We start from the raw sequence: 23,504 nt of genomic DNA, 5'->3' as shown, positions 1-23,504 counted from the left end.
ATAATTGAGTAAGTTAAAAAAAGTTTATGTGAGGTTAAGCATGTATATCGCAAGACAACCAATATTTAAAACCAATAAAGATGTATACGGATATGAATTGCTATTCAGATTGGAAAGGGACTCAAGCGGATTTGGAGGTGCCACAGAAACCCAGGCTACTGCAAGCATAATAACAAGCTTGTTCGAATCAGGAATAGAAACCATTGTAGAGAACAAAAGGGCCTTTATAAATTTTAACAGAGAACTCTTGGAATTGGATCTGGTAGAATTGTTGGATAAAAATAGGCTGGTCATAGAGGTGCTTGAGAATGTTGAATTGGACCCTTTGCTTATAGAGAGAATTCAGTGCTTGTCAAACAATGGTTATGAAATCGCTCTGGATGATTTTGTTGAGAGCTACGAAGAGTATCCCTTGGTAAAATATGCAGATATTATTAAACATGATATAATCGCTACTCCTTTGGAGACAATAGAAATTAGTGTGGAAAAAGCTTTAAAAGATAGAAAAATCTTATTGGCAGAGAAAATTGAAACGGAAGAGGAGTTTTTGAAAGCCAAGGAAATGGGTTTTAAATTATTTCAGGGTTATTTTTTCAGCAAGCCTTCAGTAGTCGGACAAAAGAATGAAACAATAACGACGACAAAAATCCAATATCTAAGGATCCTTCAAGAACTTGATTATGAGGAACCATCGTATCAAAAATTGGCGGAAATAATTGAGATGGATGTTAATCTTGCATATAGATTATTGAGAGTTGTTAGTGCAAGGGTAGGAGATGACCTGATCTATTCAATCAAACGGGCATTGACATTTATGGGATTAAAAGAATTGGAGAGGTGGATCAAGGTATTGATGATCCAGGAATTGGGCGTAAACAAACCTAAGGAACTTGTACGCATTTCTTTGATTCGTTCAAAGTTGTCGGAGCTGATAGCTTTATCAAGCAATCTGAAAAAATCAAAACATGAAGCAGCAATAATGGGGCTTTTCAGTACTATCGATGCAATCCTGGATATGGATATGGAAGATGCGTTAAAAGATATTACTTTATCCCCAAAAGTTTCCAATGCCCTTGTTCTAAGCCAAGGAGAGTTATCCATTATAAAAAAAATCATTGAAGCATACGAAATAGGTGAGTGGTCAGAAATAGATTCCCTGGCAAAAGAAATCAATATTGAACAAAATGCCATATACGATCATTATTTGGAGTCGGTGAAATGGTCAAAGGAAATAATGGACATGATTTATTAAAAAGAGCAAAAGGAAAGGAACAAAAGGGACGGTTCTTTTTGTTTTCACTATAATAGATTTATATTGTATAGGTGAGGGTATAAATATACAAATGTTTAAGGTTCAGTCAATTTCTACTATTGGAATTAACAAGAACAGTTAATTATTAGATTTGTCTTCGCAACAGCCTAAATGAATGGGGATGAGAACGGACATGAATTCACATGATGTTAAAATCAACAGGATTGTTCAAGAATTGAGGGAACGTAAAACAACTTCACCTTTGAGTTTGAGAAAAAGAACAGTTTCTCATACCGTACCTAAGCCAAAAGACAAGAAATACTCGGATGATAAGCTTGATATCAGCGATCTCGATGAAATAATATTAATTGACGTAGAAAATCGTACTTGTATTGCTGAACCAGGAGTGACTTTTGAGAAACTTGTTGCAGCCACATTAAAGCATGATCTTGTACCTGCAGTAGTTTCTGAGCTTAAGACAATAACAATAGGTGGAGCGGTTGCAGGTTGCTCTATAGAATCAATGTCATATAAATTAGGGGGATTTCATGACAGTTGCATAGAATATGAGGTCGTAACTGCAAAAGGAGAGGTGCTTAAATGTACTCCCAACAATGAGAATAAACTTATATTTCAGATGATGCATGGTACATTCGGAACTTTGGGTATAATCACGTTGCTTAAATTTAGACTTTTACCTGCAAAAAAGTTCGTTAAAGTAACATATCACAAATGTAAGACTCTTGAAGAGTACAAGGCAGAAATCTGGGATCATTACATTAAAAAAGACCTCGATTTTATGGATGGAATAATTCATTCACCGAACGAGTATGTTTTGAGTGCCGGAGAGTTTGTTGATGAAGCTCCATATACCCACAATTATGACTGGATGAGAATTTATTACTTGAGCACCTCAAAACGTCAGGAGGATTATCTGGAGACTTCGGACTATTTTTTCAGATACAACAAAGGGGTTACGAACGTGCATCCTAAATCGTTAGTTTGCAGGTTATTATTTGGAAGGGCGATGAATTCCAATAATGCTCTGAAATTCGCCAATACTTTCAGAAAAATTATTCCTCCAGACAGTATTCCGGTTACACTTGATACATTTATTCCCTTTTCAAAAATGGAAGAGTTTACCGAATGGTATATTAAGGAGATAAATCATTTTCCCTTGTGGTGTGTACCGTACAAGGTTGTCCATAAATACGAGTGGATATCAGACGATTTCTTGAAAAACGTCGAGGATGAGCTATTTCTCGATATTGCTCTATATGGCATGAGAAGAAAAAATCCAGAATACTATTATAAAATTTTGGAAAATAAACTTTCTGAGATAGGTGCCATAAAAACTCTTATTTCGACAAACTTATACTCTGAAAAGGAATTTTGGAGCATATGGAATAAAGAAAATTACTATAACGTCAAAATGAGAACTGACCCGGATTGCATATTCAGGGATCTTTATGATAAAACTTGCAGAGCTGCCAGAGGATTGGAAAACGGATCTGATAAAGAAGAGACCAACGATTTTGTAATGTAGAATTTAAAATTTATTGAGCCTGACTTTTATACGATTAGTTGAAAGTGAGGCTCTTTTTGTTGAGCTATAATGCTTGTAAAGAAACAAAAAGAACCGTCCCTTTTGTTTTCTTGTGATATAATCAAAAATATAACCAGTTATAAATTGAATTTTTAAAATATATGCAAAGCAGGTGAGAGGTTTTGAAATCAATTTTACCTATTGGAATATATGAGCAGGTTGTAAATGAAGTGATTCATAATGAGTTGGAGAATCTTACTAGCGAGTTTGAATTTTGTATTCAAAAAAGTCCTATTGATTCGGTCACATCACAAGAAGTTTTGTCAAATTATTTGGCAAAGATTATAAGCAAGGTATTTATATCTCTTGATCGAAGAGATCACGAAATTGAAGACAGAGTATCCTTGGCAAACGAGTTGATTAGATATATGGCGCATTTTTTGTCTAAACAACCGAACCCTGACGTGGATTTAATCAGACGACTTGATAATTATTGGATCCACAAAGAAGGAGAGATGCTGCTGGCCATAGCTGAAAAACAGACAGGGTTGATAAATAAAAAATCCAAGTGGGTAGTTACGAGACCAACCACCAGTGTTGCAAGGCAAACCTTGTTCACGGGAGCAGCACAAGAACCAAGAATGGATTCAGAAATTCGCAGAGAAATATTAAGTTGCAAACAGATAGATTGGCTAGTCTCATTTGTCAAATGGACCGGACTTAGGCTAATTATGGATGAATTGAAAGAATTTACCGAAAAAGGTGGCAAGCTTAGAGTTATTACAACATCTTATTTGGGGGCAACAGATTATAAAGCGGTACTGTGGTTGTCAGAACTTAAAAATGCTGAAATAAAAATTTCTTACGATACCGAACGAACAAGACTGCACGCAAAAACGTATGTCTTTTGGAGAGATACAGGATTTAGTACGGCTTATATTGGATCTTCAAATTTGTCTGAGAGTGCCATGACTAGTGGTTTGGAATGGAATATTAAAATTTCCGAATATGATTCGAAACCTGTATTGCAAAAGATTGATGCAACTTTTGAAACTTATTGGAACAGCACTGAATTTGTTTTATTTAATCCGAGAACGGATGCAAATAAATTGAAAATTGCGCTTCAAAAAGGCAAAGGCATTGATTCAGGGAAAAATTCCGCACTTGATGTTCATTATTTTGACATAACACCACACCATTATCAACAGGAAATCTTAGATCAACTTGACGCTGAACGTAGGGTACACGGTCACTTTAAAAACTTGGTTGTTGCTGCAACAGGAACTGGGAAAACAGTAGTATCAGCTTTTGATTATAAACGATATCAAAAAGGTAATGACAGAGCTAGACTGCTATTTGTAGCGCATAGAAAAGAAATCTTGATTCAAAGTCTGCAATGTTACAGAAATATTCTCAGACAATCAAATTTTGGCGGTTTGCTGGTAGATGGAATCAGACCAGAAAGTTTAGAACACGTATTTGTTTCCATACAGTCTTTAAACTCAACGGGTTTTATTGAAAGTCTACCGTCGAATTATTACGATTTTATTGTTGTAGATGAATTTCATCACGCGGCAGCACCTTCTTATAAAGACTTGCTTGATCACTTTAAACCCAAAATACTACTGGGACTTACAGCTACACCTGAGAGAGCAGACGGCCAAAGTATTTTTGAACATTTTGATAATCCAGATGCCATTCAATTAAGATTAGTGGAAGCCATCGAAAGAAAGCTTTTAAGTCCATTTCATTATTTTGGAGTTAGTGACAACATTGATTACAGACAGGTTAGATGGCAAGCTGGGAGATACAGCGTTGAAGACTTGAATAATTTAATTGTATTGGATGAATTTCAAGCACAAATGCGTGCTGAACAAATAAAATTAGCTATTGAAAATTACGCTTTGGACTGGTCCGAAATCAAAGGGATAGGATTTTGTGTTTCAAAAAAGCATGCAGAGTTCATGGCAGGCTATTTTAATGACTCAGGGATTCCGTCAGATTGCTTAACTGCTGATTCCGATCCTGAAATCAGAGAAAGCGTCAAACAAAGACTTGTTTTAGGAAAGATATTATTTGTGTTTGTAGTAGATATCTACAATGAAGGGGTTGACATACCGGAAATTAATACGGTTCTTTTTTTAAGGCCGACTGAGAGCTTGACTGTTTTTTTACAACAACTTGGAAGAGGACTTAGATTGTCACAGGGAAAAGAAGCATTAACTGTTATAGATTTTGTAGGACGTCAAAGAGCGGAATACAATTTTGAAGGGCGCTTTAGAGCTCTTATGAAGCAAACCAGAAAGTCTGTCACTCAGGAAATAGAAGCTGGCTTTGTTCATGTACCAAAAGGGTGTGCTATATATCTGGAAAAAGTGGCACAGAAAACAGTTCTAGATCACATTGCAGGCGCTGTTAACAACAAGAGGCAAGTACTTCGCAAAATCAAAGATTGGAAGCATGGCAACCACTCAAATAATTTTTTGGAGTTTTTTAGATATTGGCATGTTAGCCCCATTGAAGTATATAAAATAGATTCAAAAAATGCAACAATATCTGGGCTTTCTGAGCAGCCTGGATCTAGCAAGGATTTGGATAAACTGTTAGGTAAAGGATACGCAAGATTATCGCAAGTGAAGGCAGTTCATTGGCTCAAATGGCTCTTGGAAAACTTGCCTGATTACAGAAACAAAAATTTTAAACTTGAACAATTTATGAAAAATGATTCCAATAGCAAAGTATCGAATGAATTGAAAATGATTTACCTGAATATTCTTTATTATACATTTTTATCAGATGGAGCAGATAAAAACGGGATGAATCTTGAAGATGCTTTAATTATGCTATTTGGACATAAATGTTATTTTGACGAGCTTATGGCAGTTGTTCAGTATACTTACGACCAGCAAGACCAAGTAACGATGCCTTTGGGAGAGTTGAATGGAGCACTCGAACTTTATGGTGCCTACACAGTAAATATGATTCTTTCAGCTCTCGGTAAACACACGTATAAAAAGTGTTACCCTTTTCGAGAAGGAGTTTTATATTTAAGTGAGCAAGACATGGATGTATTTTTTATTACTCTTAATAAAAGTGAGGCGGATTTTACAGAAACTACTCTATATGATGATTATGCCATTAATGAAAAACTCTTTCATTGGCAAAGTCAGAGTAGGACTACGATACAATCTCCTACAGGGCAAAGATATGTAAATCAAAATGGCAGTGATCGAAAAGTTCTTTTATTTGCAAGGGCTTACAAACAAGATCAAGGTTTTACTGGTCTTTATACCTGTTTAGGCTTTGCTGATTATGTTCGCCACGAAGGTTCAGCTCCTATTAGTATAGTGTGGCAACTTAGAAATCGAATGCCTGCCAAGTTACTGGAATTAGCCAGTAAGGCTGAATAACAAACAAAAAGAACCGTCCCTTTTGTTTGTCCCTTTTGTTTGGAAGGAATAGAGCTGGCAGAAAAGTATTTGGGCGTAAAGTTTCCACTGACTACTGAAATAATAAGGTGTGAACATGTTGAACGTCATCCTCATGGGTGTAGAAAAGAAAAATGTGTTTATTATGAAACCAGAAAAGATTCCAGAGCAGTTTGATATGATGGAAACGATAAGATTTGAAATATCGAAATTGGCAAGTGAAACATTAATTAATACACGGATTCGGGGATTGACCCAAATCCGTGTTGTCTTTTTTAAATTTAAAATATTACAGTAGTAGGTTCTTCAGAAAAGGAACTGAAAGTAGCAGTAGCATCTCTTAAGAACAGGACTTCAGTATTGTCGTCAGTGGCTGAATAGATGCTTTTTAACATTGGATAAGCTTCAAGCATATGCTCTTTGGCTTCTGTTCGGTCATCACGCACTACGGTTGCTGAGACTCGCAACCACTTGTCGCCGTTGTAAGCACATATCTCCACCTTGGGATTGGTTTCCATTTGTTTTGATACAGACTTGACTTTTCCGGTTTGAATATAAATTTTTCCTTCAAATAAATCGACTGTCCCAAAAGGTCTAACCCTTGGCTGATCATCTTCCACTGTTGCCAAATAGTAGGTTCCACATTTTTTAAGAAATTCGTACACATCATGCATTCTAACATCCTCCTATCGATTTTTACGATCATCTACTTAATCAACATGATATCACATTAAGGGTTATAATGGATGCATAGATATTTATTTAGTTAAAAATATTTATGCTTAAACAGAGGTTGTAAATCAGAAAAGATCACCTCAGAAATGATATCTGAAATGATCTTTTGTAGGTTCTTGATTATTATAATCCAGCTTGGTCAAGAATTGCAGGGATCTTTGATTCCCAGCCTAGTGCCATAATGTGCACTCCTTGGCAGTAATCTTTACATTCTTTAATAATTCTGGCGGAAATTTCTACGCCGGTAATACCTGCTTTAGTCTTTTCTTTATCAGCCTTCAACTCTTCAATCATATCATCAGGAACGTGAACACCAGCTACGTTTGCATTCATGTATCTGACCATGCCCACATTTTTCGGAATGATGATTCCAAGTTGTACAGGTACGCCAAACTGCTTGGCCTTATCCATGAATTTGATGAATTTTTCAGGTTCGTACACGCCTTGAGTTTGGAAATATTCAACACCAGCTTTAACTTTTTGCTCCATTTTAGCCAACTGTGCATCTACTGAATCGCTGCAAGGAGAAACAACAGCACCTTTTGAAAATTTAGGAAATTCTCCGTCTATTGCATTTCCAGCTATATCAAATCCTTCTTCCATACGCTTAACAGCGTGAGTCAATGATACAGAATCCAAATCGAATACAGGTTTTGCCTGTGGGTGGTCACCTAATGTTGTGTGGTCGCCGGTAAGCAACAGCAAGTTGTCAATGCCCAATAGTGCAGCACTCAAGATGTCAGACTGCAGTGCGATTCTATTTCTATCACGACAAGTTACTTGAAATATAGTATTCAATCCGTTGTCTTTAAGAACTTTACAAGTAGCCAGTGAACCTAGTCTCATTACAGAGGACTGGTTGTCTGTAACATTCACTGCGTGAACTCTGCCTTTTAAAAATTCATTGGCTTCCTCAACTAAATGTTCGATATGAAACCCTTTTGGAGGTCCTACTTCAGCAGTTACTACAAATTCACCACGATCAAAAAACTCGGTTAGTCTCATTACTTAATCACTCCTAATCATCATTTTCTTATTAATTATTCGCAAATTTTTGTTGATATAATTTTATTCAGCGTCTGTCTGTTCAGCATCCGGATGCCAATAGTTGCGCACTTTAGGTTCATATTTCAAGGTGTCCAACTTGTTTAGTTTCTCTAGTTTTCTGTAAATACGTTCCCATCCGCATTCCATTTCTTTGTCAACTTCACACATTCCATCCTTGGCGCCGCCACATTGTCCGTTGACCAGACTTTTCGAGCAGGAAGTGATGGGGCATATGCCGCCTGTGTAATTAAGGTAACATTCTCCGCATTGTGCGCAGTCAACCTGCAAAGGAGTAACACCTTGGAAGCCAGGTAAAGGAAATGTGTCGCATCCGGAATAGACTCGCTTGTCGTCCAGATATTTTGCAACAGTTTGTATCCCTACACCACAAGAAAATACAATGACAGTATCTGCATCTTTGATTTTATCCATGTGTTTTTTCAGCTGTAAAGCCAAATTGTCCGGGTGGCAGATGTAATCTGTAGTAACGATTTGAGTTATATCGTTGGTTTCTGATAATTCCTTTTGCAACTCTTCTGCTTCGTGTTCAGCAAAATAAACCTCTTTGCAACCGTGACAGTTGACGATGAAAGTTTTTCCTTTAGCCAGTGACTCTATAGTTTCTTTTGATTTTAGTTGGGTAATCAACATTTTATTTACCCTCCCTTATAGCTTTTTTTCCGATTTTGATTCTGTCCACAATCGGTATTTTTGAAGAACAGATATATGAACAGGAACCGCATTCAATACAATCCATAACGTTTTGTTCTTTCATGCCTTCCCAGTTTTCAGCTGGGGCATATTTGGTATAATATAGTGGTTTTAGTTCCATCGGACAAACATCCACACATCGTCCGCACTTGATGCATTCGACTGCTTCAGATACTTTGGTTTCAACAGCAATGACGCCATTAGTGCTTTTTATAACTGGAACATTAAGATCACGAACCTCAAAGCCCATCATCGGACCGCCTAGTTTGATAGTCGTATCGTCCCCTTTAACTCCACCGCAATGCTCTATTATGTCTTTTACTGATGTACCATTTTTTACCAGATAGTTACCTGGATTTTTAATTCTTTCACCTGTAACGCTGACGATTCTTTCAACAAGAGGCATTCCTGTCTGCATGGCATCGGAAACTGCTTTTGCAGTACTGACGTTTGCTACTAAGGCCCCTACATCCGTTGGGAAACCGCCACTGGGAATTTCTACACCCAACATACGTTTAACAAGCATTTTTTCTGCACCTTGCGGGTACTTTGTTTTTACAACAGCGACTTCAATATTAGGAATATCCGCCGTTTTTGCCTCTAAAATTTCTATTGCATCATGCTTATTGTCTTCTATTACGATAACGCCTTTTTCTGCTCCAGACCCTTTGATCAGAGTTTTCATACCAAAGATGATCTCTTCCGGATATGTAGTCATTAACTTATGGTCTGCAGTCAGCATGGGCTCGCACTCACAACCGTTAAGAAGTACAGTGTGTACCTTCTGTGGTGCTTTTAATTTTACTGACGTCGGGAATCCAGCGCCACCCATGCCTACGATCCCTTTTTCCCTGATAAGCTCGATAATTTCATCTCTGGTGATATCATTCAGATCCTTTGCCGGCTTAACTGATTCGTGAATTGAATTTTCACCATCTGATTGTATAACCACAGCCATGGTTTTAATTCCTTGGATCGGGTGGAGTCTTGGTTCAACAGCGACTACTGTACCGCTGACGCTTGAGTGGATCGGACTGCTGACAAAGCCGTTGGCTTCAGCTAATTTTTGTCCTACTTTTACAGTTTGTCCAACTTCTACGATCAAATCAGCGGGAGCACCTGCATGTTGCGATAATGGAATAACAACAGTTCTTGGTTCCGGGAATGAAACCAGATCGATGTTTTCGCTAAATTCTTTTTTCTCGCTGGGATGAACGCCGCCATAATAACCTTCAAATCTGCTTTCGCGAACTGAAGTGACATATTGGTTGATGAATTTATGGTTTATTTTTGAGTAATCCCGAACCTCTACTTGTTGTGCAAGCAACTCATCAAGTCTTCCCAAACTTTCCATTTTGTTATAGATTTTTTCCCATGCGCAATCCTTATTTTTATCCACTTCACATTTACCGTCTTTTGCTCCACCGCATTGACCGTTAAGCAAACTTTTTGCACAGTCAACAATTGGGCAAATACCACCTGTAAGATTCAAATAACATTGCCCGCACGCATCACAAAGTGTTGTAGTCAAAGCCATGCCGTGCTGACCATCTACGGAAATGGTGTCACTGGCAGCATAAACCGGATTCTCCAACTGCTCTGCGACTGTTTGAATGCCCAGACCGCAGGAAATAACAAAGATATCCTCAGCTTCTTCAGGTACTATTGATTGAAGCAACTTTGAAGTCAGTGTTTCGTTACATAGAAAATCGATTTTTGCTGAACCAACTACAGTTTTACCCTGTTCCTTGGCAAGTTGCTCTAAATTGCTGCACTCAGGCTCGTCGCCAATTTCAAATTCCTTGAAGCATTTGTTGCATGCAAGGATAAACAAGTTGTCCTTGTCTTCAAGAAACGGGGTTAACTCTTCCTTTCTTTTCAGCTTAAACTTGGTATAATTTTCCAATTATATCCCCCTCCATCAAACTTAGTAAAATTGAATTACATTAAATATTTTTTGGAAATTTTGGTAACTGAACTTGCAAAAAACTGATTTAAAAATCTTATGATAAGGATTACAAAAATCTTAATCAAGTTTAGCACAATATTCTGCGAATATCTAGAGGATTGTGGAGTAAAAAAATACATTTACATAATTATTTTTCTAATAATCAATATATGAAAAATAGAATAGCATCATTGAAAATAATAAGATATATGTGCGAAATCAAAGTGTAAAAGCGACAATAAATACAATATATAGATTTTGGCGATGTGTGGTATTTTACACAAAATAATTTTAAATTAAAAAGTTAATGACATATGTCGAAAATATTATTGACACCCTCGGGGGTATAGGAGTAGAATCATGTTGTAGATAATTAATACATAAACGACCGTTTACAAATTCTAGATAGATGTAAATGCTCGATAAAATTTTTTAAGGAGGAGCAAAATTGAAAAAAGTTGTTGTAATAGGCGGAGGCGTGGGAGCAAAGGGATTTCTAAATGCTTCTTTTGCTATGAATGATGATATTGAGTATACGCTAATAAGAAGTAATGAGAGAGGTCCTGTTCCTTGCGGGATTCCATATGCTTTTGGTACGCTGGACGATCCAAATGAAAATCTTTCAACAGATAAGAATCTTCTGGATAACAACGTAAAGATGGTGATCGACGATGCAGTCGAAATAGATCCCGAAACAAAGCATGTAAAAACCAAGAGCGGAAAGGTATTTGACTACGACAATCTTATTTTGGCTACTGGATCACATCCAGTTTTTCCACCGTTTCCAGGAAGAGAATTAAGGGGAATTCACGTAATTGAAAAAGATCTTGATAAAGTGGTAGAGTTAAAAAAAGAGATTGAAAAAGCCAAGTCGGTTGTGATTGTAGGTGGAGGTTTTATAGGGATTGAACTTGCGGATGAAATAACCAAGATGGGTAACAAGTCAATTACTTTGGTTGAACTGGCAGATCATTGTTTAAGTGTTGCTTTTGAACCTCATATTTCAATTGAAATAGAGGACGTGCTAAAATCTCATAATATCAATATAATCACCGGTGTTGGAGTAGAAAGCTTTGAAGGCAAAGAGTCAGTTGAGAGAGTCAAACTCGGTGACGGTCAATTGATCGACGCAGACTTGGTAATTGTGGCGATTGGTGCATATCCCAACGTAGATTTGGCAAAAATGATTGATCTGGACCTGGATGACCGAAAAGCTATAAAAGTAAATGAGTTCCAGCAGACTTCAGACGAGGATATATTTGCTATCGGAGACTGTGCGTCAAAAATCGATATATTTACAAACAAGACAAGCAATATTAGGTTGGCATCCGTGGCGGCAAAAGAAGGGCGTAATGCTGCTCTTAATTTAGGTGACCAAAAGAAACCATTGTCAGTCATAGGTATTATGAATCTTTTTTCTACTTCAGTTGGAGGCAAGTACTTTGCAGCTGCCGGGATGACAAAGGCACAGTGCCTAAATGAAGGATTTGAAGTGGTCGAAGTTGAAGTATCGGCACCAAATCATCATCCGGGAACACTGCCAGGAACAATAGTAACAAGATCAGTATTCTTTTTTGATAGCGCAGACCTAAAATTATTGGGAGCTCAACTTATTGGTGACAAGGAAGTTGCGGAGGTAGTAAACACCCTGGGAATTGCAATTCAAAACAACGTAGGAGCAATGGACTTGTACAGTTATAATTATGGAACGCACCCACTGGGAACGGCATCTCCCAACCATTATATTCTTCATCAGGCAGGTTTAAAGGCAATAACGGCAAAATAAATCAGAAAGTCCAAATTCCATTCTTTTAAATTAAGAGTGGAATTTTTATTTTTAATATTGTAATCATCGTCACTACTGATAAAATTACTCTATGATGATGTTGAAAATCAAGAAAATAAAATGATCAAAATATCGAGATATAAAAACATGTGAGAACAAATGCAAATTTAAATGAATAGAGTCAAAGGAGCTGACGGCTTGAACAACAAAATCATCGAATGGATAACAGATCATGTGAAAAATTATAAGTTCCAAAATAACACAGAGTCAGATTGGCGAGACCCCATTGTAGGATTTGCCAACGCAGAGGACGAAATGTTTCTGCAATTAAAAAAGATTATTGGACCCACACATGCTATGCCTCATGATTTGGTTCCAAGCGCAAAATCGGTGATCACATTTTTCATACCTTTTTCAAAGAAAGTGATAAAAAGCAATATCGGCGGGGAAGAAAGCTCCAAAGAGTGGGACATCGCATCGATAGAAACAAACAATTTGATAGGCGATCTCAATAAATATTTGTTTGATAAAATAACTGAAAAAGGTTATAAGGCATCTCTACTGCCGGCAACGTACAATTACGATGAAGTCAAGCTAAAAAGTGACTGGTCCCACAGAAGCGTAGCGTACATTTCAGGGATTGGAAAATTTGGAGTTAACAATATGTTTATTACAGAAAGAGGCTGTTGCGGCAGGCTTGGAAGTATTGTAACCGACATGAAGTTGAAGGCCACGATCAGGAATGATGAGGAGTATTGTCTTTTTAAACACGATGGATCGTGTAAAAAATGCATTGAAAAATGCGTCAATGATGCCTTTACACTTAAGAATCAGGAGGTAGTATTTGATCGCAAAAAATGTAATGAACAGATTTATGAAAAAATAATTCCAGAGTATGAAATTGGCATAGGAGATACCTGTGGGAAGTGCCTGTGCGGGGTGCCGTGTTCCATGACTATTCCAATAAAATATCAAGAGGTCTGATGATAAGATAAGAGTTGTATTAAAAAATCGATTGAAAAAATTGCTTGAAAGAAAAATTGTAAATTGATATAATCAAAATCACAATAAAATATTTAAAGTATTAAGGTGCCTTGTAAAAAAGGAGAATAGGGAAGTCGGTTGAAATCCGACACGGACCCACCACTGTAAGCAGCTACAAACTTTGAAGATGCCACTGGTATAAACCGGGAAGGCCAAAGTGAGAACGATCTGCAAGTCAGGAGACCTGCCTTAAGAAATGGTTTTGGCGATAGGGATTTTCGTGCAAAATAAGATAAGTTACTTTATAAGATGGGATAAAGTCTCTTGGCAATTGCCGAGAGACTTTTTATTTTTAGCATGAAATATAATTGACTTTTACAATCAACAAGTAGACTTGTTCATGAATGGAGAATGATATGAAACACCTCGATTATTTAAGACTTGCGATCCCTTTGGTAATTTCAACGATAACTCAGCCGATTTTAGGAGCAGTCGATACTGCAGTAGTCGGACATTTGAACAATTCTGTCTATATAGGTGGAGTGGCCATAGGAACGGTGATTTTTAATACAATTTATTGGCTTTTTGGATTTTTAAGAGTCAGTACTTCAGGGTTTACAGCCCAAGCTGATGGGAGAGGCAGCGAAAAAGATTTGACACTTTCTTTTTTGAGACCTTTTCTTTTAGCAGTGCTTATAGGATCATCTATAATTATTCTCCAATATCCAGTAAAGATGGTTGTGAGTAGTTTATATGGCGATAGTAGAGAGGTGTTGAATTCAGCGCTGTCATATTTTGAAATTCTGGTCTGGGGTGCTCCATTCGTATTGATAAGTTACGTAAATATCGGTTGGCTTATGGGAAAGAGACTGATTAGAGAAACCTTATTTCTGCAAATATCTACAAACGTGCTGAATATATTTTTGGATGTAATGTTTGTCATTTTTCTGGGTTTCAATGTTCGAGGTGTTGCATTGGCCACCTTGATTTCACAAATTTATGGATTTATCGTTGGATTTATCATTATATACAAAAGCCTTGATGGGATGGAAATTTTAAAATTTATTCCTGAAGCAATTCACTTGAAGGCGTTAAAAAAAATTTTTACTGTGAACTCCGATCTTATGATACGAACGATATGTTTGTTGACAATGACCAATATCTTTATGAAGCAAAGTGCTGAATTTGGAAAGGATCTCTTGGCTGCGAATGCAATCCTATTTCAAATCCAATATATAATTTCATATTTCTTTGACGGTTTTGCAAATGCATCGAGTATATTTGCAGGTAGATTCAAAGGGGCAGGTGATAAAAAAAGTCTTGATTCCGTAATTGCAATCTCAAATTTGTATTCATTGATAATTGCAATACTTACGGCAACGATCATGATTGTTGCAGGGGATAAGATTTTTGGATTATTTACTGATTTGAATCAAATAATAGATTTATGCATAGACTACAAGATTTGGCTTATTATCTTTCCGTTTTCAATAGGATATGGATTGATTTTGTACGGATTATATACTGGCTGCACTTTAACAGGTCCTGTTAGGAATTCTCTATTGGCAGCTTTGGGTGTATTTATGCTGATTAGATCCGTAGCGATTCCAATGATAGGAAATCACGGTTTGTGGCTGGCATTTATCCTTTTTAGCTTGACTAGAAGTTTGTATCTTTATATGTCACGAAAAAAACTGTTTTTGAATATTGAATAGCTTAATCCTCGGATGATATTTCGATTTGAGATGTGATTTGAAAACAAGTGAGGTGCTCGATGAAAAAATATATTTTAACTAGGATGGTACATCTTCTAATTGTCATGTTTGTAGTTTCATTTTTTACTTTTGCCATGGTTTACATCGCTCCCGGAGATCCCGCAGAACTGTTGTTAAGTGCTCACGATACGATACCAACATCTGAAGTTTTAGAAAAAACAAGAACTGAAATGGGCTTGGATGATTCATTTATAATACAATTCGGCAGATGGTTGAAGGGAGTTTTGCACGGGGATTTGGGAACATCCTATGTTTCAGGTGAAGCTGTCTGGGACAGGGTGATTCCCCGGCTGGGGATGAGTATCAAATTGGCGGTAACTGCTTTTATATTATTGGTCGGAATATCATTTCCACTAGGTTTTTTATCAGCCGTATTTAAAAGCAAACCCGTAGATCATACGATCAGGATAATTTCCTTTCTAGAAATTTCTGTACCTACCTTTTGGTTGGGATTGATTTTGATATATACATTTACAGTAAAATTTCAATGGTTTAAGATTATGGATCAACAGTCTGTAAAAAGCGTTGTTTTACCGGCATTTACATTAGCAGTACCTTTAATAGGCAGATACACAAGAATTATACGGGCCGCCATACTGGATGAGTACTCAAAAAACTACGTTTTGGGTGAAAGATCGAGAGGTGCTGGTGAGCTCAGCATTCTTTTGCGAAATGTCCTGCCTAATTCGATACTTGGTATTTTGACTTTGTTGGGCTTGTCAGTGGCACTATTGCTGGGAGGTACGGTAATAGTTGAAAATATATTTTCCTGGCAGGGACTGGGTTCATTGGCATTGCAATCTGTTACATATAGAGATTATCCTGTATTGCAATCGTACGTATTGTTGATGTCGATCATATACGTAAACGTTAATTTTGTTGTGGACGTTGTTACAATAATACTTGATCCAAGATTGAGAGAAGAAAATTAATGAATGCGATTAAAAAAAATATCTATTATAAAATTTTGGCTGTGGCTGTTATTTTTATTTTTTTTGCTTTAGTCGCCCCTTTATGTGCTCCAAATGATCCTTTGCATACAGATTTTGAACACGTTCTTGAAAAGCCGGGTGAGAACTATCTTTTGGGAACTGATCAGGTAGGGAGATGCGTGTTGTCAAGAATCTTATATGGAGCGAGGGTATCGCTCGGGATGACATTTTCACTATTGGGAATGGTGTTCATATTTGGAGTTGGAATAGGAACGGTAGCCGGAATGTCAGGAAAAGTTGTTGATTCATTTATAACTAGGTTGATAGATGTAATATTGTCATTTCCTGAAATAGTATTTGCAATTGGAATAGTGGGAATAATTGGTCCGGGAATAAAAAATACAATATTTGCCTTATCGATAATATGGTGGACTAAATATGCCCGTCTGACAAGAGTTTTGGTGATATCGATTAAAAATTCGGAATACCTTGCTGCTGCAAGAATGGCGGGAGCAGGAACATTAAGATGCGTCTTTAAATATATACTGCCAAACATCGTGTCGCCGCTTGCAGTTCAATTTGTTTTGGATATCGGCAATATAATGTTGGCTTTGGCAGGTCTTTCTTTTTTAGGATTGGGAGTTCAACCACCCATACCCGAGTGGGGCAACATGTTGAATGAAGGCAGAGCCTATCTGCAGACTGCACCCTGGCTGCTTCTATATCCTGGTTTGGCAATTTTCTTGACGGTATCGCTTTTTAATGTTTTGGGTGATATGACAAGAGATTTTTTAGATATAAAAAATATTTAATATTTGAGGGGGATAACAATGAAAAGGAACAGTTTAGTTCTCTACGCTATAATTATGATTATGATAATCAATATTGCGTTTGTTGGGGCTGGATGCCAGAAAGACGATTCCAATCAGGCAGGGTTGGGGGAAGGAGAAACAAGCAATTCAAATATAAATTCCAGTGAAGACAAAAATCTCAATATGGCAATTTTTTGGCTCGATCCAAATATTGAACCTACTGAGGGTTGGAATGGTTGGACATTGACGCGTTGCGGAATTGGAGAAAATCTGATTCAAATTGATGAGAACTTGAATGTTAAACCGGTCGTGGCCGAAAGTTATGCAGAAGTTGACGAAAAAACGTATGTGTTTAATATCAGGGAAAATGTGAAATTTCAAAATGGAAAAAATGTTACTGCAGATAGTTGTAAACAATCCATTGAGAGAGCCTTGCTATTAACTGATCGTGAAGATGTAAAATTCAATTTGGATTCAATTGATGCTGAAGGGCAAATGTTGACTATAAAATTAGTAGATGAATTTGATCCCGATAGCGGGATGAAATTATCAAAAAATGAATATCATTGGAGTGGTGAAATCGGTATTGATACGGTTGATGTTAAATACGTACAAGATGGCACTACCCGAGCCATGATGTTGCAATCAGGAGAAATCGATTTTGCTCCACAAATTGAGACTAACGATTTAAGATTGTTTAAAGATGATGACAGGTATGTCGTATTAAAGGGAGCGAATCTTAGAGTATTCCTTTTAAGACTGAACATGGAAAAACCTTATATGCAGAGTAAAGAATTCAGGCAGGCTCTAGCTTATGGAATTGACAAGCAGACATACGCAGATAATATTGTACATGGTATAAATGCAAAGGGGCCTTTCAACAGCATGCTGCCATTCGGATCCTCGGGAGAAGATGTGCACGAGTATTCTCCTGAAAAGGCAAAAGAATTGTTGGATGATGCCGGCATAGTGGACACGGACGGCGATGGGATCAGAGAGTTAGACGGTGAGAATATAATATTGAAGTATTACTCCAGGACCAACCATGGAGCGGGAGCAAATAATATTGGCATTGCGATGCAATCTCAATATAAAGATATAGGTATTGGATTAGAAGTTTTTCAAGTTGAGAACTACTCTGATATTGCAAAAAAGGGAGAATTTGATCTATTGTGGGAAAGATGGACTTCCGCTCCTTCTGGGGATCCCCAATATTTTTTTGATGCAAGCTATAAAACCGGAAGTGCAGGCAATTTCGGAAATTATTCAAATTCTAAATTTGATGAAATTTGCGACAAGTTAAATGACGCAACTGAAAAACAAGAAAGAGAACAGTTGGGAATCGAGGGCGCAAAGTTGTTGGTCGAGGATGTTGCCTCACTTTTCATGTATTATCAAGAGGGCAACGTAGTAGTCAGCAGTGAAATAGACGGAGTTCATAGATTTATATCTGAAATCTACTATATAGATGAGAGATTAGGTTTCAAAAATCAGTGAAAGATAGGACTTGTTTATGAAAAAAAATTTTTTATCCGTTAGTAAATTGAATATCAAAATGGACAATAGTTGCGTTTTAAGCGATATTTCATTCGAACTTGAATCTGGTGAAATACTGACAATAGTTGGAGAGAGCGGTTCGGGCAAGACTACGCTCTTGAAAAGTATAATCCGATTGCTTCCGCCGAAGGCTCAAATAATCAGTGGGAATATTTTGTTTGAAGGAAAAGTATTATCTGAAAATAACTTAAAAAGAATAAGAGGAAAAGAAATTGCATTTGTTTTTCAAAATCCAGGAGATTATATGGATGCAGTAATGAGAATTGACAAGCAGTTTATTAATTTTATCAAGAGACATCAGGGAGGATCTTCTTTAAAAGCGCTTAGCAAGTCAAAAAAAATATTAAAAAGTTTAAAATTTATCGACGTTGAAAAAGTTTTGAAGTCCTATCCACATCAATTGAGCGGGGGAATGAAACAAAGAATAGCTTTGGGTATGGCATTGGTTCTCGATCCAAAACTGGTTATGGCCGATGAACCGACAAGTGCGTTGGATGTGTTGACTCAACGCGATATTATGACTGAAATCAAAAATATGAGAGATAGAGATAACACAAGTTTTTTGATCGTAACACATGATTTGGGGTATGCAGCACAGATTTCTGACAGAATAATTGTTATGCAGCAAGGAAAAATAGTTGAAATTGGCACTCCGATTGAAATTATTCAGAATCCCTTGAAAGCATATACAAAAGAGCTGGTTGGATCAATTCCAGGATTTAAGGAGGCGAAATATGGATAATAAATTAATATTCAGAGGGGATAAAATTTCAAAACACTATGGTACACCTCAAAACAAAGTTTTAAAAGAAGTAAGCTTTGAAATATATGAATCAGAGTGTGTAGGCTTTGTAGGTGAAAGTGGATGTGGTAAAAGTACTCTTGCCAGGATAATAACTCATTTGACTCAAGCGAATGGCGGGGACTTTTTTTTAAAAGAAAAACTGATGACCAATCTTTCAAAAATAGAAAAAAAAGAATATTACAAAAAAGTTCAGATGATTTTTCAAGATCCATTGAGCACTTTTAGTCCGAGAATGAAAATAAACGAATATCTATTGGAACCATTTATAAATTTCAAACTAAGTAATAGAAAAGGGGCTCAAATTTCAGTAGATAAAATTATGAATTCCATGAAGTTGCCTTTGGAGTATTTAAATAAATACCCCCACGAATTAAGCGGCGGTGAATTGCAAAGAATAGTTATTGCAAGAGCGGTTTTACTTGACCCGGAATTAATAATTTGTGATGAGGCCACTTCTGCACTGGATGTAACAACTCAAAAACAAATTATAACTCTATTAAAAGATATTCAAAAAGAAAGAAGTTTTTCTATTATGTTCATAACACATAATTTGGCTCTGGCCGAACAGATATGCAACAAGATATACGTCATGAAAAACGGGAAAATTCTTGAAGAAATTGGCACTAAAAGTATAATCAAGGATGCCAAACATCTTTATACTCGACAATTTTTTACAGCCGGAAGACTAGGTGAAAAATTTTGTGATGCATAAAATCATACCTGCCCCATTAAGGGGCTTTCTGTTTTTTTGGCATGATTTTAGTTTAAAAAGCCGGATCAAAAGCCAGAAGAAGTCGAATCTTCAAATACTTGAAGTTTATCTGTATTTATAGTATTCTCATAGCTAAATATTGGTATGATTATCAGTGTATAAATTTATTCTAAATGGAATCAATAAATAATGGTAGTCATGGCGAGATAAGTTTGGAAAATCATTTAATTAAAATACGATCGATGAATTAAAAAAATTTAGTAAAAGGAGTGCTTGTCCATGGGTAAAAGATACAGTAACCTGTTATTCAATTTTATTGCACCTACGTACGGTTTGTTTTACGAATTCCAGAAAAAGCATTATGATAAAATATTAGACGTGATAAAAAGTGAAATTGATTTAACGGTTTACCATAATATGGTGGACGTGGGATGCGGCACAGGAGCGCTGTGCTCAGTATTAAATGAAAAAGGAATTTCCGTGACGGGTATAGATCCTGCAGAGAGAATGCTTGAAATAGCTAGGAATAAACTGGAGAACCAAGATATCGTTTTTATCAATGCAAATGTTCTTGAAGCATTGCCTTTTCAAGATAAGGCATTTGATATTTCCATCGCTTCATATGTGGCCCACGGATTAAAGGATGAAGAGCGAAAGAAAATGTATGCTGAAATGAGCAGGGTAACAAAATATAAAGTAATAATATACGATTACAACCAGAATCGAAATTTGTTGACTACGATCATCGAGTGGCTTGAAAGAGGAGATTACTTTAAATTTATCAAGGTAGCAGAAAATGAAATGAGAAGTTGCATAAGGGAAATGAAGGAATGCTTCTTTGAGGTCAAAGTTATAGACGTGGACAGTCATGCTTCCTGGTACATTTGTACACCAGCTTGATGAGCAGATATATTTTGATATTGTTCCAATCATTAAATTTATGATAACATATATATCAGAATAATTTAGATGATTGGAATGATTACATGATTTCAAGAGAAGAAATTGAAAAGGGGATTGCCAAATACCCCATATTTGAATATGCTTTTTTCAATACGGACGAGTTGAATTTTTATCCTAATGTAAGAAAGATCTGTGAAGCACAGTGTCCACAATATGGCAACTCGTGGTCTTGTCCTCCCGCAGTGGGAACTTTGGAAGAATGTAGACAACGATGCACAAATTATAAAAATGCATTTATATTCAGCACAATTTCTGAAGTGAAGGATATTTTGAATATGGAGGAAATGCTTGGAGCAAGGCATGAGCATACAGACATAGTTCAAGCTGTACACCGTGAAGTTTTTGGCAAGGATGCGGATGTGCTGGTTTTGACGGCAGAGTCTTGCGAGATATGTGATGTCTGCGCATACCCGGATGCCAGATGCAAATACCCCGAAAAAATGTATCCATGCATAGAAAGCCAGACTATTTTGGTTACTGAAATTTGTGAAAATCATAATATGACATTTTTAAATGGGCATAATGTAGTAACATGGTTTTGTTTGATCTTATATTAAAACTGCACCTCAGATCAGCTGAGATGCAGTTTTTTTAAGTTCGGAATTTATCAAAATTCGGTCCTGGAACCCTGTCGTTGTCTAAACGCACTGTAACACCTATGGAATCAAAGTATTCCAGAAAATATATGGATGACTTTCTACTGGTGTTCAAAATGTCCCTTAGCTGAGCTACAGTAATGGCACCATGGGTTTTAATTTGTGAAACCACAAGGTTATATACCAAATTGATGCTATTGGCTGAAACAAATGATCCAGGTTCAACTTCCACCAATATTTGAGTCGCAGACAAAAAACGCAGGATCTCTTCCACCGTTTTTTGAGGGATTTTAACTTTTTCGGAGACTTGTGAAATGGTCCATACCGGATGGTCTTCATTTAAAAAAATGCCTTTGATTGTGTTTATTTCTCTAGAGGTCTTTATAGACTGAAGCCTTGTTTTATCTATTGGTTCAAAATATTGACTGTCAATCTTGAATTTTTCTTCCTCAATCAACATGTCAGCCAATTCTTCAAATTCTTTGGCCGACGAGTCTGGTAAAATTTTATTCTTAATTTCTTCCTTTAGCATTCGATATCTATAGGGATGTTTTTTAAAAAATATTTCTAATTCTTCATTTATCTTTGACACTATTTCATCGTACCAAGTTTTATTCAAGTAGTTGCCTGAAGAACTTAAATATCGGACAGTTCCTTCTTTGATCATGCCATCCAATATTTTTTTAATTAGATCACGGTCTAAAAGAGTTGTTTTATAAAGTGATTCCAGATTGAACAGACCCTTCGAATCAAAAACTATGGTTTCCAAGAGATCTCTAGTGTTTTCTGATTCAGCGATTTGAAGCATTTCAAAAGACTTTGGATCAAAGCGTTTTCTGCTTTTGGTTTTGTGAAAGAGTATGGTTCCACCGCCAATTGTTTTAACTGGGGAGTAGGAGCGAATTATAAAGCGATCGCCTCTAAGTGCTACTATTGGTTCTTCTAATCTGAGTTGAACGTAGCCTTTAGAACCTTCTTCGATACTGTCACCGTTTAACATTCGGATCCTGGCTATAACGGTAGTGGTACCTGTATGTAGATGCACTCTTTGGTTATGAATAAGTTCAACGCTTCCGGGAACCATGTGAACGACAGCATCCATCAGAGAAACAGGCTTTGTCATATCTTTTTCAATTACTACGGTCCCTCTTTTAATATCCTGCTTTTCTATACCTGAAAGGTTAAGAGCACACCTGTCTCCAGCAATAGCAGCAGTCACAGAATTGTTTCTGACTTGAATACTTCGAACTTTGGATGACAAACCTTCGGGTAAAATTTCAACTGTATCACCCTTTTTAATTATGCCGCCGGAAACAGTCCCCGTAACTATGGTGCCATGCCCGGTGATGGTGAATACTCTATCCACAGGAAGTCTGAATAAAGATTGGTAGGAATTTTTGGAAGATTTTATTGTAAGTTCATCGATCTTATTTATGATGGATTCGACACCTTCACCGGTGATGGAAGAGACAGGAATTATATCTATTCCATCTAAGGATGTTTCCTTAAGAGCTGTAGCAATTTCTTTTTGTCTATTGAAGATCGTAGCTTTATCAACCAAATCGGATTTAGTCAGAGCAACAAATCCAGTGTTTACACCCAAGACTGACAAAATATCCAAATGTTCCCTGGTTTGAGGCATTATGCCTTCATCTGCTGCTACGACCAAAATTACGAAATCTATTCCAGTTATACCGGCAACCATAGTTTTGATGAATTTTTCATGTCCGGGAACATCAATAATGGAGACCGTAGAACCGGAGGGGACCTCCATGTGAGCAAATCCCAATTCTATGGTCATGCCACGGATTTTTTCCTCTTTCAATCTGTCCGTATCTGCCCCGGTCAGGATTTTAACCAAAGCTGTCTTTCCGTGGTCGATGTGTCCCGCTGTTCCGAGAGTTATGTGTTTCAT

The 23,504-nt window shown here is 36.8% G+C and carries 19 protein-coding genes and 1 riboswitch; of the genes, 14 read left to right on the top strand and 5 right to left on the bottom strand.

Annotated elements, in window-relative coordinates:
- Nucleotides 1-40 precede the first annotated feature (40 nt).
- The 4 genes from IWB18_RS06575 to IWB18_RS06560 all read left to right on the top strand — a co-directional run bounded on the left by IWB18_RS06575 (nucleotide 41) and on the right by IWB18_RS06560 (nucleotide 6,524).
- Nucleotides 41-1,252 (top strand): EAL and HDOD domain-containing protein, encoded by a 1,212-nt coding sequence (locus IWB18_RS06575; protein WP_195682820.1) that lies wholly within the window; start codon nucleotides 41-43, stop codon nucleotides 1,250-1,252.
- A 175-nt stretch (nucleotides 1,253-1,427) separates the two neighbouring features.
- Entirely contained in the window at nucleotides 1,428-2,798 is a 1,371-nt protein-coding gene (locus IWB18_RS06570) for an FAD-binding oxidoreductase (protein ID WP_195682819.1), read from the top strand.
- Between the two features lie 182 nt (nucleotides 2,799-2,980).
- Entirely contained in the window at nucleotides 2,981-6,208 is a 3,228-nt protein-coding gene (locus IWB18_RS06565; protein WP_207740768.1) for a DEAD/DEAH box helicase, read from the top strand.
- Between the two features lie 133 nt (nucleotides 6,209-6,341).
- Nucleotides 6,342-6,524, top strand: a complete 183-nt coding sequence (locus IWB18_RS06560; protein WP_195682818.1) for a hypothetical protein — start codon at nucleotides 6,342-6,344, stop codon at nucleotides 6,522-6,524.
- Here IWB18_RS06560 and IWB18_RS06555 read toward each other — a convergent pair.
- From IWB18_RS06555 to rsxC, 4 genes are all read right to left on the bottom strand, one after another.
- Nucleotides 6,508-6,900 (bottom strand): pyridoxamine 5'-phosphate oxidase family protein, encoded by a 393-nt coding sequence (locus IWB18_RS06555; RefSeq protein WP_195682817.1) that lies wholly within the window; start codon nucleotides 6,898-6,900, stop codon nucleotides 6,508-6,510. The genes IWB18_RS06560 and IWB18_RS06555 overlap by 17 nt on opposite strands.
- Nucleotides 6,901-7,084: 184 nt before the next feature.
- Complete coding sequence (locus tag IWB18_RS06550; protein WP_195682816.1) at nucleotides 7,085-7,966, bottom strand: methylenetetrahydrofolate reductase; 882 nt, start codon at nucleotides 7,964-7,966, stop codon at nucleotides 7,085-7,087.
- A 63-nt stretch (nucleotides 7,967-8,029) separates the two neighbouring features.
- Complete coding sequence (locus IWB18_RS06545) at nucleotides 8,030-8,659, bottom strand: methylenetetrahydrofolate reductase C-terminal domain-containing protein (RefSeq protein WP_195682815.1); 630 nt, start codon at nucleotides 8,657-8,659, stop codon at nucleotides 8,030-8,032.
- A 1-nt stretch (nucleotide 8,660) separates the two neighbouring features.
- Entirely contained in the window at nucleotides 8,661-10,625 is a 1,965-nt protein-coding gene (rsxC, locus tag IWB18_RS06540; RefSeq protein ID WP_195682814.1) for an electron transport complex subunit RsxC, read from the bottom strand.
- Between the two features lie 490 nt (nucleotides 10,626-11,115).
- Here rsxC and IWB18_RS06535 point away from each other — a divergent pair, with 490 nt between their 5' ends.
- The 10 genes from IWB18_RS06535 (at nucleotide 11,116) to IWB18_RS06490 (ending at nucleotide 21,550) form a co-directional block, all read left to right on the top strand.
- Nucleotides 11,116-12,453, top strand: coding sequence for an FAD-dependent oxidoreductase (locus IWB18_RS06535; protein WP_195682813.1), 1,338 nt, complete (start codon nucleotides 11,116-11,118; stop codon nucleotides 12,451-12,453).
- A 171-nt stretch (nucleotides 12,454-12,624) separates the two neighbouring features.
- Nucleotides 12,625-13,437 carry an epoxyqueuosine reductase gene (locus IWB18_RS06530; protein ID WP_195682812.1) on the top strand — a complete coding sequence of 271 codons (813 nt, stop codon included), beginning with the start codon at nucleotides 12,625-12,627 and terminating at the stop codon, nucleotides 13,435-13,437.
- An 86-nt stretch (nucleotides 13,438-13,523) separates the two neighbouring features.
- Nucleotides 13,524-13,703, top strand: a riboswitch (cobalamin riboswitch).
- Nucleotides 13,704-13,853: 150 nt separating this feature from the next.
- On the top strand, nucleotides 13,854-15,152 hold the full coding sequence (locus tag IWB18_RS06525) for an MATE family efflux transporter (protein WP_195682811.1): 1,299 nt from the start codon (nucleotides 13,854-13,856) through the stop codon (nucleotides 15,150-15,152).
- A 59-nt stretch (nucleotides 15,153-15,211) separates the two neighbouring features.
- Nucleotides 15,212-16,144, top strand: coding sequence for a nickel ABC transporter permease (nikB, locus tag IWB18_RS06520; RefSeq protein ID WP_195682810.1), 933 nt, complete (start codon nucleotides 15,212-15,214; stop codon nucleotides 16,142-16,144).
- Nucleotides 16,144-16,956 (top strand): nickel transporter permease, encoded by an 813-nt coding sequence (gene nikC, locus IWB18_RS06515; protein WP_207740767.1) that lies wholly within the window; start codon nucleotides 16,144-16,146, stop codon nucleotides 16,954-16,956. The genes nikB and nikC overlap by 1 nt, the downstream gene beginning before the upstream one ends.
- An 18-nt stretch (nucleotides 16,957-16,974) precedes the next feature.
- On the top strand, nucleotides 16,975-18,453 hold the full coding sequence (locus IWB18_RS06510) for an ABC transporter substrate-binding protein (protein WP_195682809.1): 1,479 nt from the start codon (nucleotides 16,975-16,977) through the stop codon (nucleotides 18,451-18,453).
- A 16-nt stretch (nucleotides 18,454-18,469) separates the two neighbouring features.
- Complete coding sequence (locus IWB18_RS06505) at nucleotides 18,470-19,255, top strand: ABC transporter ATP-binding protein (protein WP_195682808.1); 786 nt, start codon at nucleotides 18,470-18,472, stop codon at nucleotides 19,253-19,255.
- Entirely contained in the window at nucleotides 19,248-20,030 is a 783-nt protein-coding gene (locus IWB18_RS06500; protein WP_195682807.1) for an ABC transporter ATP-binding protein, read from the top strand. The genes IWB18_RS06505 and IWB18_RS06500 overlap by 8 nt, the downstream gene beginning before the upstream one ends.
- Nucleotides 20,031-20,309: 279 nt before the next feature.
- Complete coding sequence (locus tag IWB18_RS06495) at nucleotides 20,310-20,930, top strand: class I SAM-dependent methyltransferase (RefSeq protein WP_195682806.1); 621 nt, start codon at nucleotides 20,310-20,312, stop codon at nucleotides 20,928-20,930.
- A gap of 86 nt (nucleotides 20,931-21,016) precedes the next feature.
- On the top strand, nucleotides 21,017-21,550 hold the full coding sequence (locus tag IWB18_RS06490; RefSeq protein ID WP_195682805.1) for a DUF2284 domain-containing protein: 534 nt from the start codon (nucleotides 21,017-21,019) through the stop codon (nucleotides 21,548-21,550).
- Nucleotides 21,551-21,584: 34 nt separating this feature from the next.
- Here IWB18_RS06490 and selB read toward each other — a convergent pair whose 3' ends face one another.
- The gene (selB, locus tag IWB18_RS06485; protein WP_195682804.1) at nucleotides 21,585-23,504 is read right to left on the bottom strand and encodes a selenocysteine-specific translation elongation factor; all 1,920 of its coding nucleotides are present in this window, start codon (nucleotides 23,502-23,504) and stop codon (nucleotides 21,585-21,587) included.

Source organism: Alkalibacter mobilis, assembly GCF_015594845.1.
In the GTDB taxonomy this organism is placed as follows: domain Bacteria; phylum Bacillota; class Clostridia; order Eubacteriales; family Alkalibacteraceae; genus Alkalibacter; species Alkalibacter mobilis.
Note: the sequence above shows the minus strand (reverse complement) of the source record. Positions and strands in the feature narration are given on the sequence as shown.

What these genes read in the sequence shown, in the direction of transcription:
- IWB18_RS06575 (WP_195682820.1), top strand. Translation starts at nt 41, where the DNA reads ATGTATATCGCAAGACAACCAATATTTAAAACCAATAAAGATGTATAC.
- IWB18_RS06570 (WP_195682819.1), top strand. Translation starts at nt 1,428, where the DNA reads ATGGGGATGAGAACGGACATGAATTCACATGATGTTAAAATCAACAGG.
- IWB18_RS06560 (WP_195682818.1), top strand. Translation starts at nt 6,342, where the DNA reads ATGGGTGTAGAAAAGAAAAATGTGTTTATTATGAAACCAGAAAAGATT.
- IWB18_RS06555 (WP_195682817.1), bottom strand. Translation starts at nt 6,900, where the DNA reads ATGCATGATGTGTACGAATTTCTTAAAAAATGTGGAACCTACTATTTG.
- IWB18_RS06550 (WP_195682816.1), bottom strand. Translation starts at nt 7,966, where the DNA reads ATGAGACTAACCGAGTTTTTTGATCGTGGTGAATTTGTAGTAACTGCT.
- IWB18_RS06545 (WP_195682815.1), bottom strand. Translation starts at nt 8,659, where the DNA reads ATGTTGATTACCCAACTAAAATCAAAAGAAACTATAGAGTCACTGGCT.
- IWB18_RS06530 (WP_195682812.1), top strand. Translation starts at nt 12,625, where the DNA reads ATGAATAGAGTCAAAGGAGCTGACGGCTTGAACAACAAAATCATCGAA.
- IWB18_RS06525 (WP_195682811.1), top strand. Translation starts at nt 13,854, where the DNA reads ATGAAACACCTCGATTATTTAAGACTTGCGATCCCTTTGGTAATTTCA.
- nikB (WP_195682810.1), top strand. Translation starts at nt 15,212, where the DNA reads ATGAAAAAATATATTTTAACTAGGATGGTACATCTTCTAATTGTCATG.
- nikC (WP_207740767.1), top strand. Translation starts at nt 16,144, where the DNA reads ATGAATGCGATTAAAAAAAATATCTATTATAAAATTTTGGCTGTGGCT.
- IWB18_RS06510 (WP_195682809.1), top strand. Translation starts at nt 16,975, where the DNA reads ATGAAAAGGAACAGTTTAGTTCTCTACGCTATAATTATGATTATGATA.
- IWB18_RS06505 (WP_195682808.1), top strand. Translation starts at nt 18,470, where the DNA reads ATGAAAAAAAATTTTTTATCCGTTAGTAAATTGAATATCAAAATGGAC.
- IWB18_RS06500 (WP_195682807.1), top strand. Translation starts at nt 19,248, where the DNA reads ATGGATAATAAATTAATATTCAGAGGGGATAAAATTTCAAAACACTAT.
- IWB18_RS06495 (WP_195682806.1), top strand. Translation starts at nt 20,310, where the DNA reads ATGGGTAAAAGATACAGTAACCTGTTATTCAATTTTATTGCACCTACG.
- IWB18_RS06490 (WP_195682805.1), top strand. Translation starts at nt 21,017, where the DNA reads ATGATTTCAAGAGAAGAAATTGAAAAGGGGATTGCCAAATACCCCATA.
- selB (WP_195682804.1), bottom strand. Translation starts at nt 23,504, where the DNA reads ATGAAACACATAACTCTCGGAACAGCGGGACACATCGACCACGGAAAG.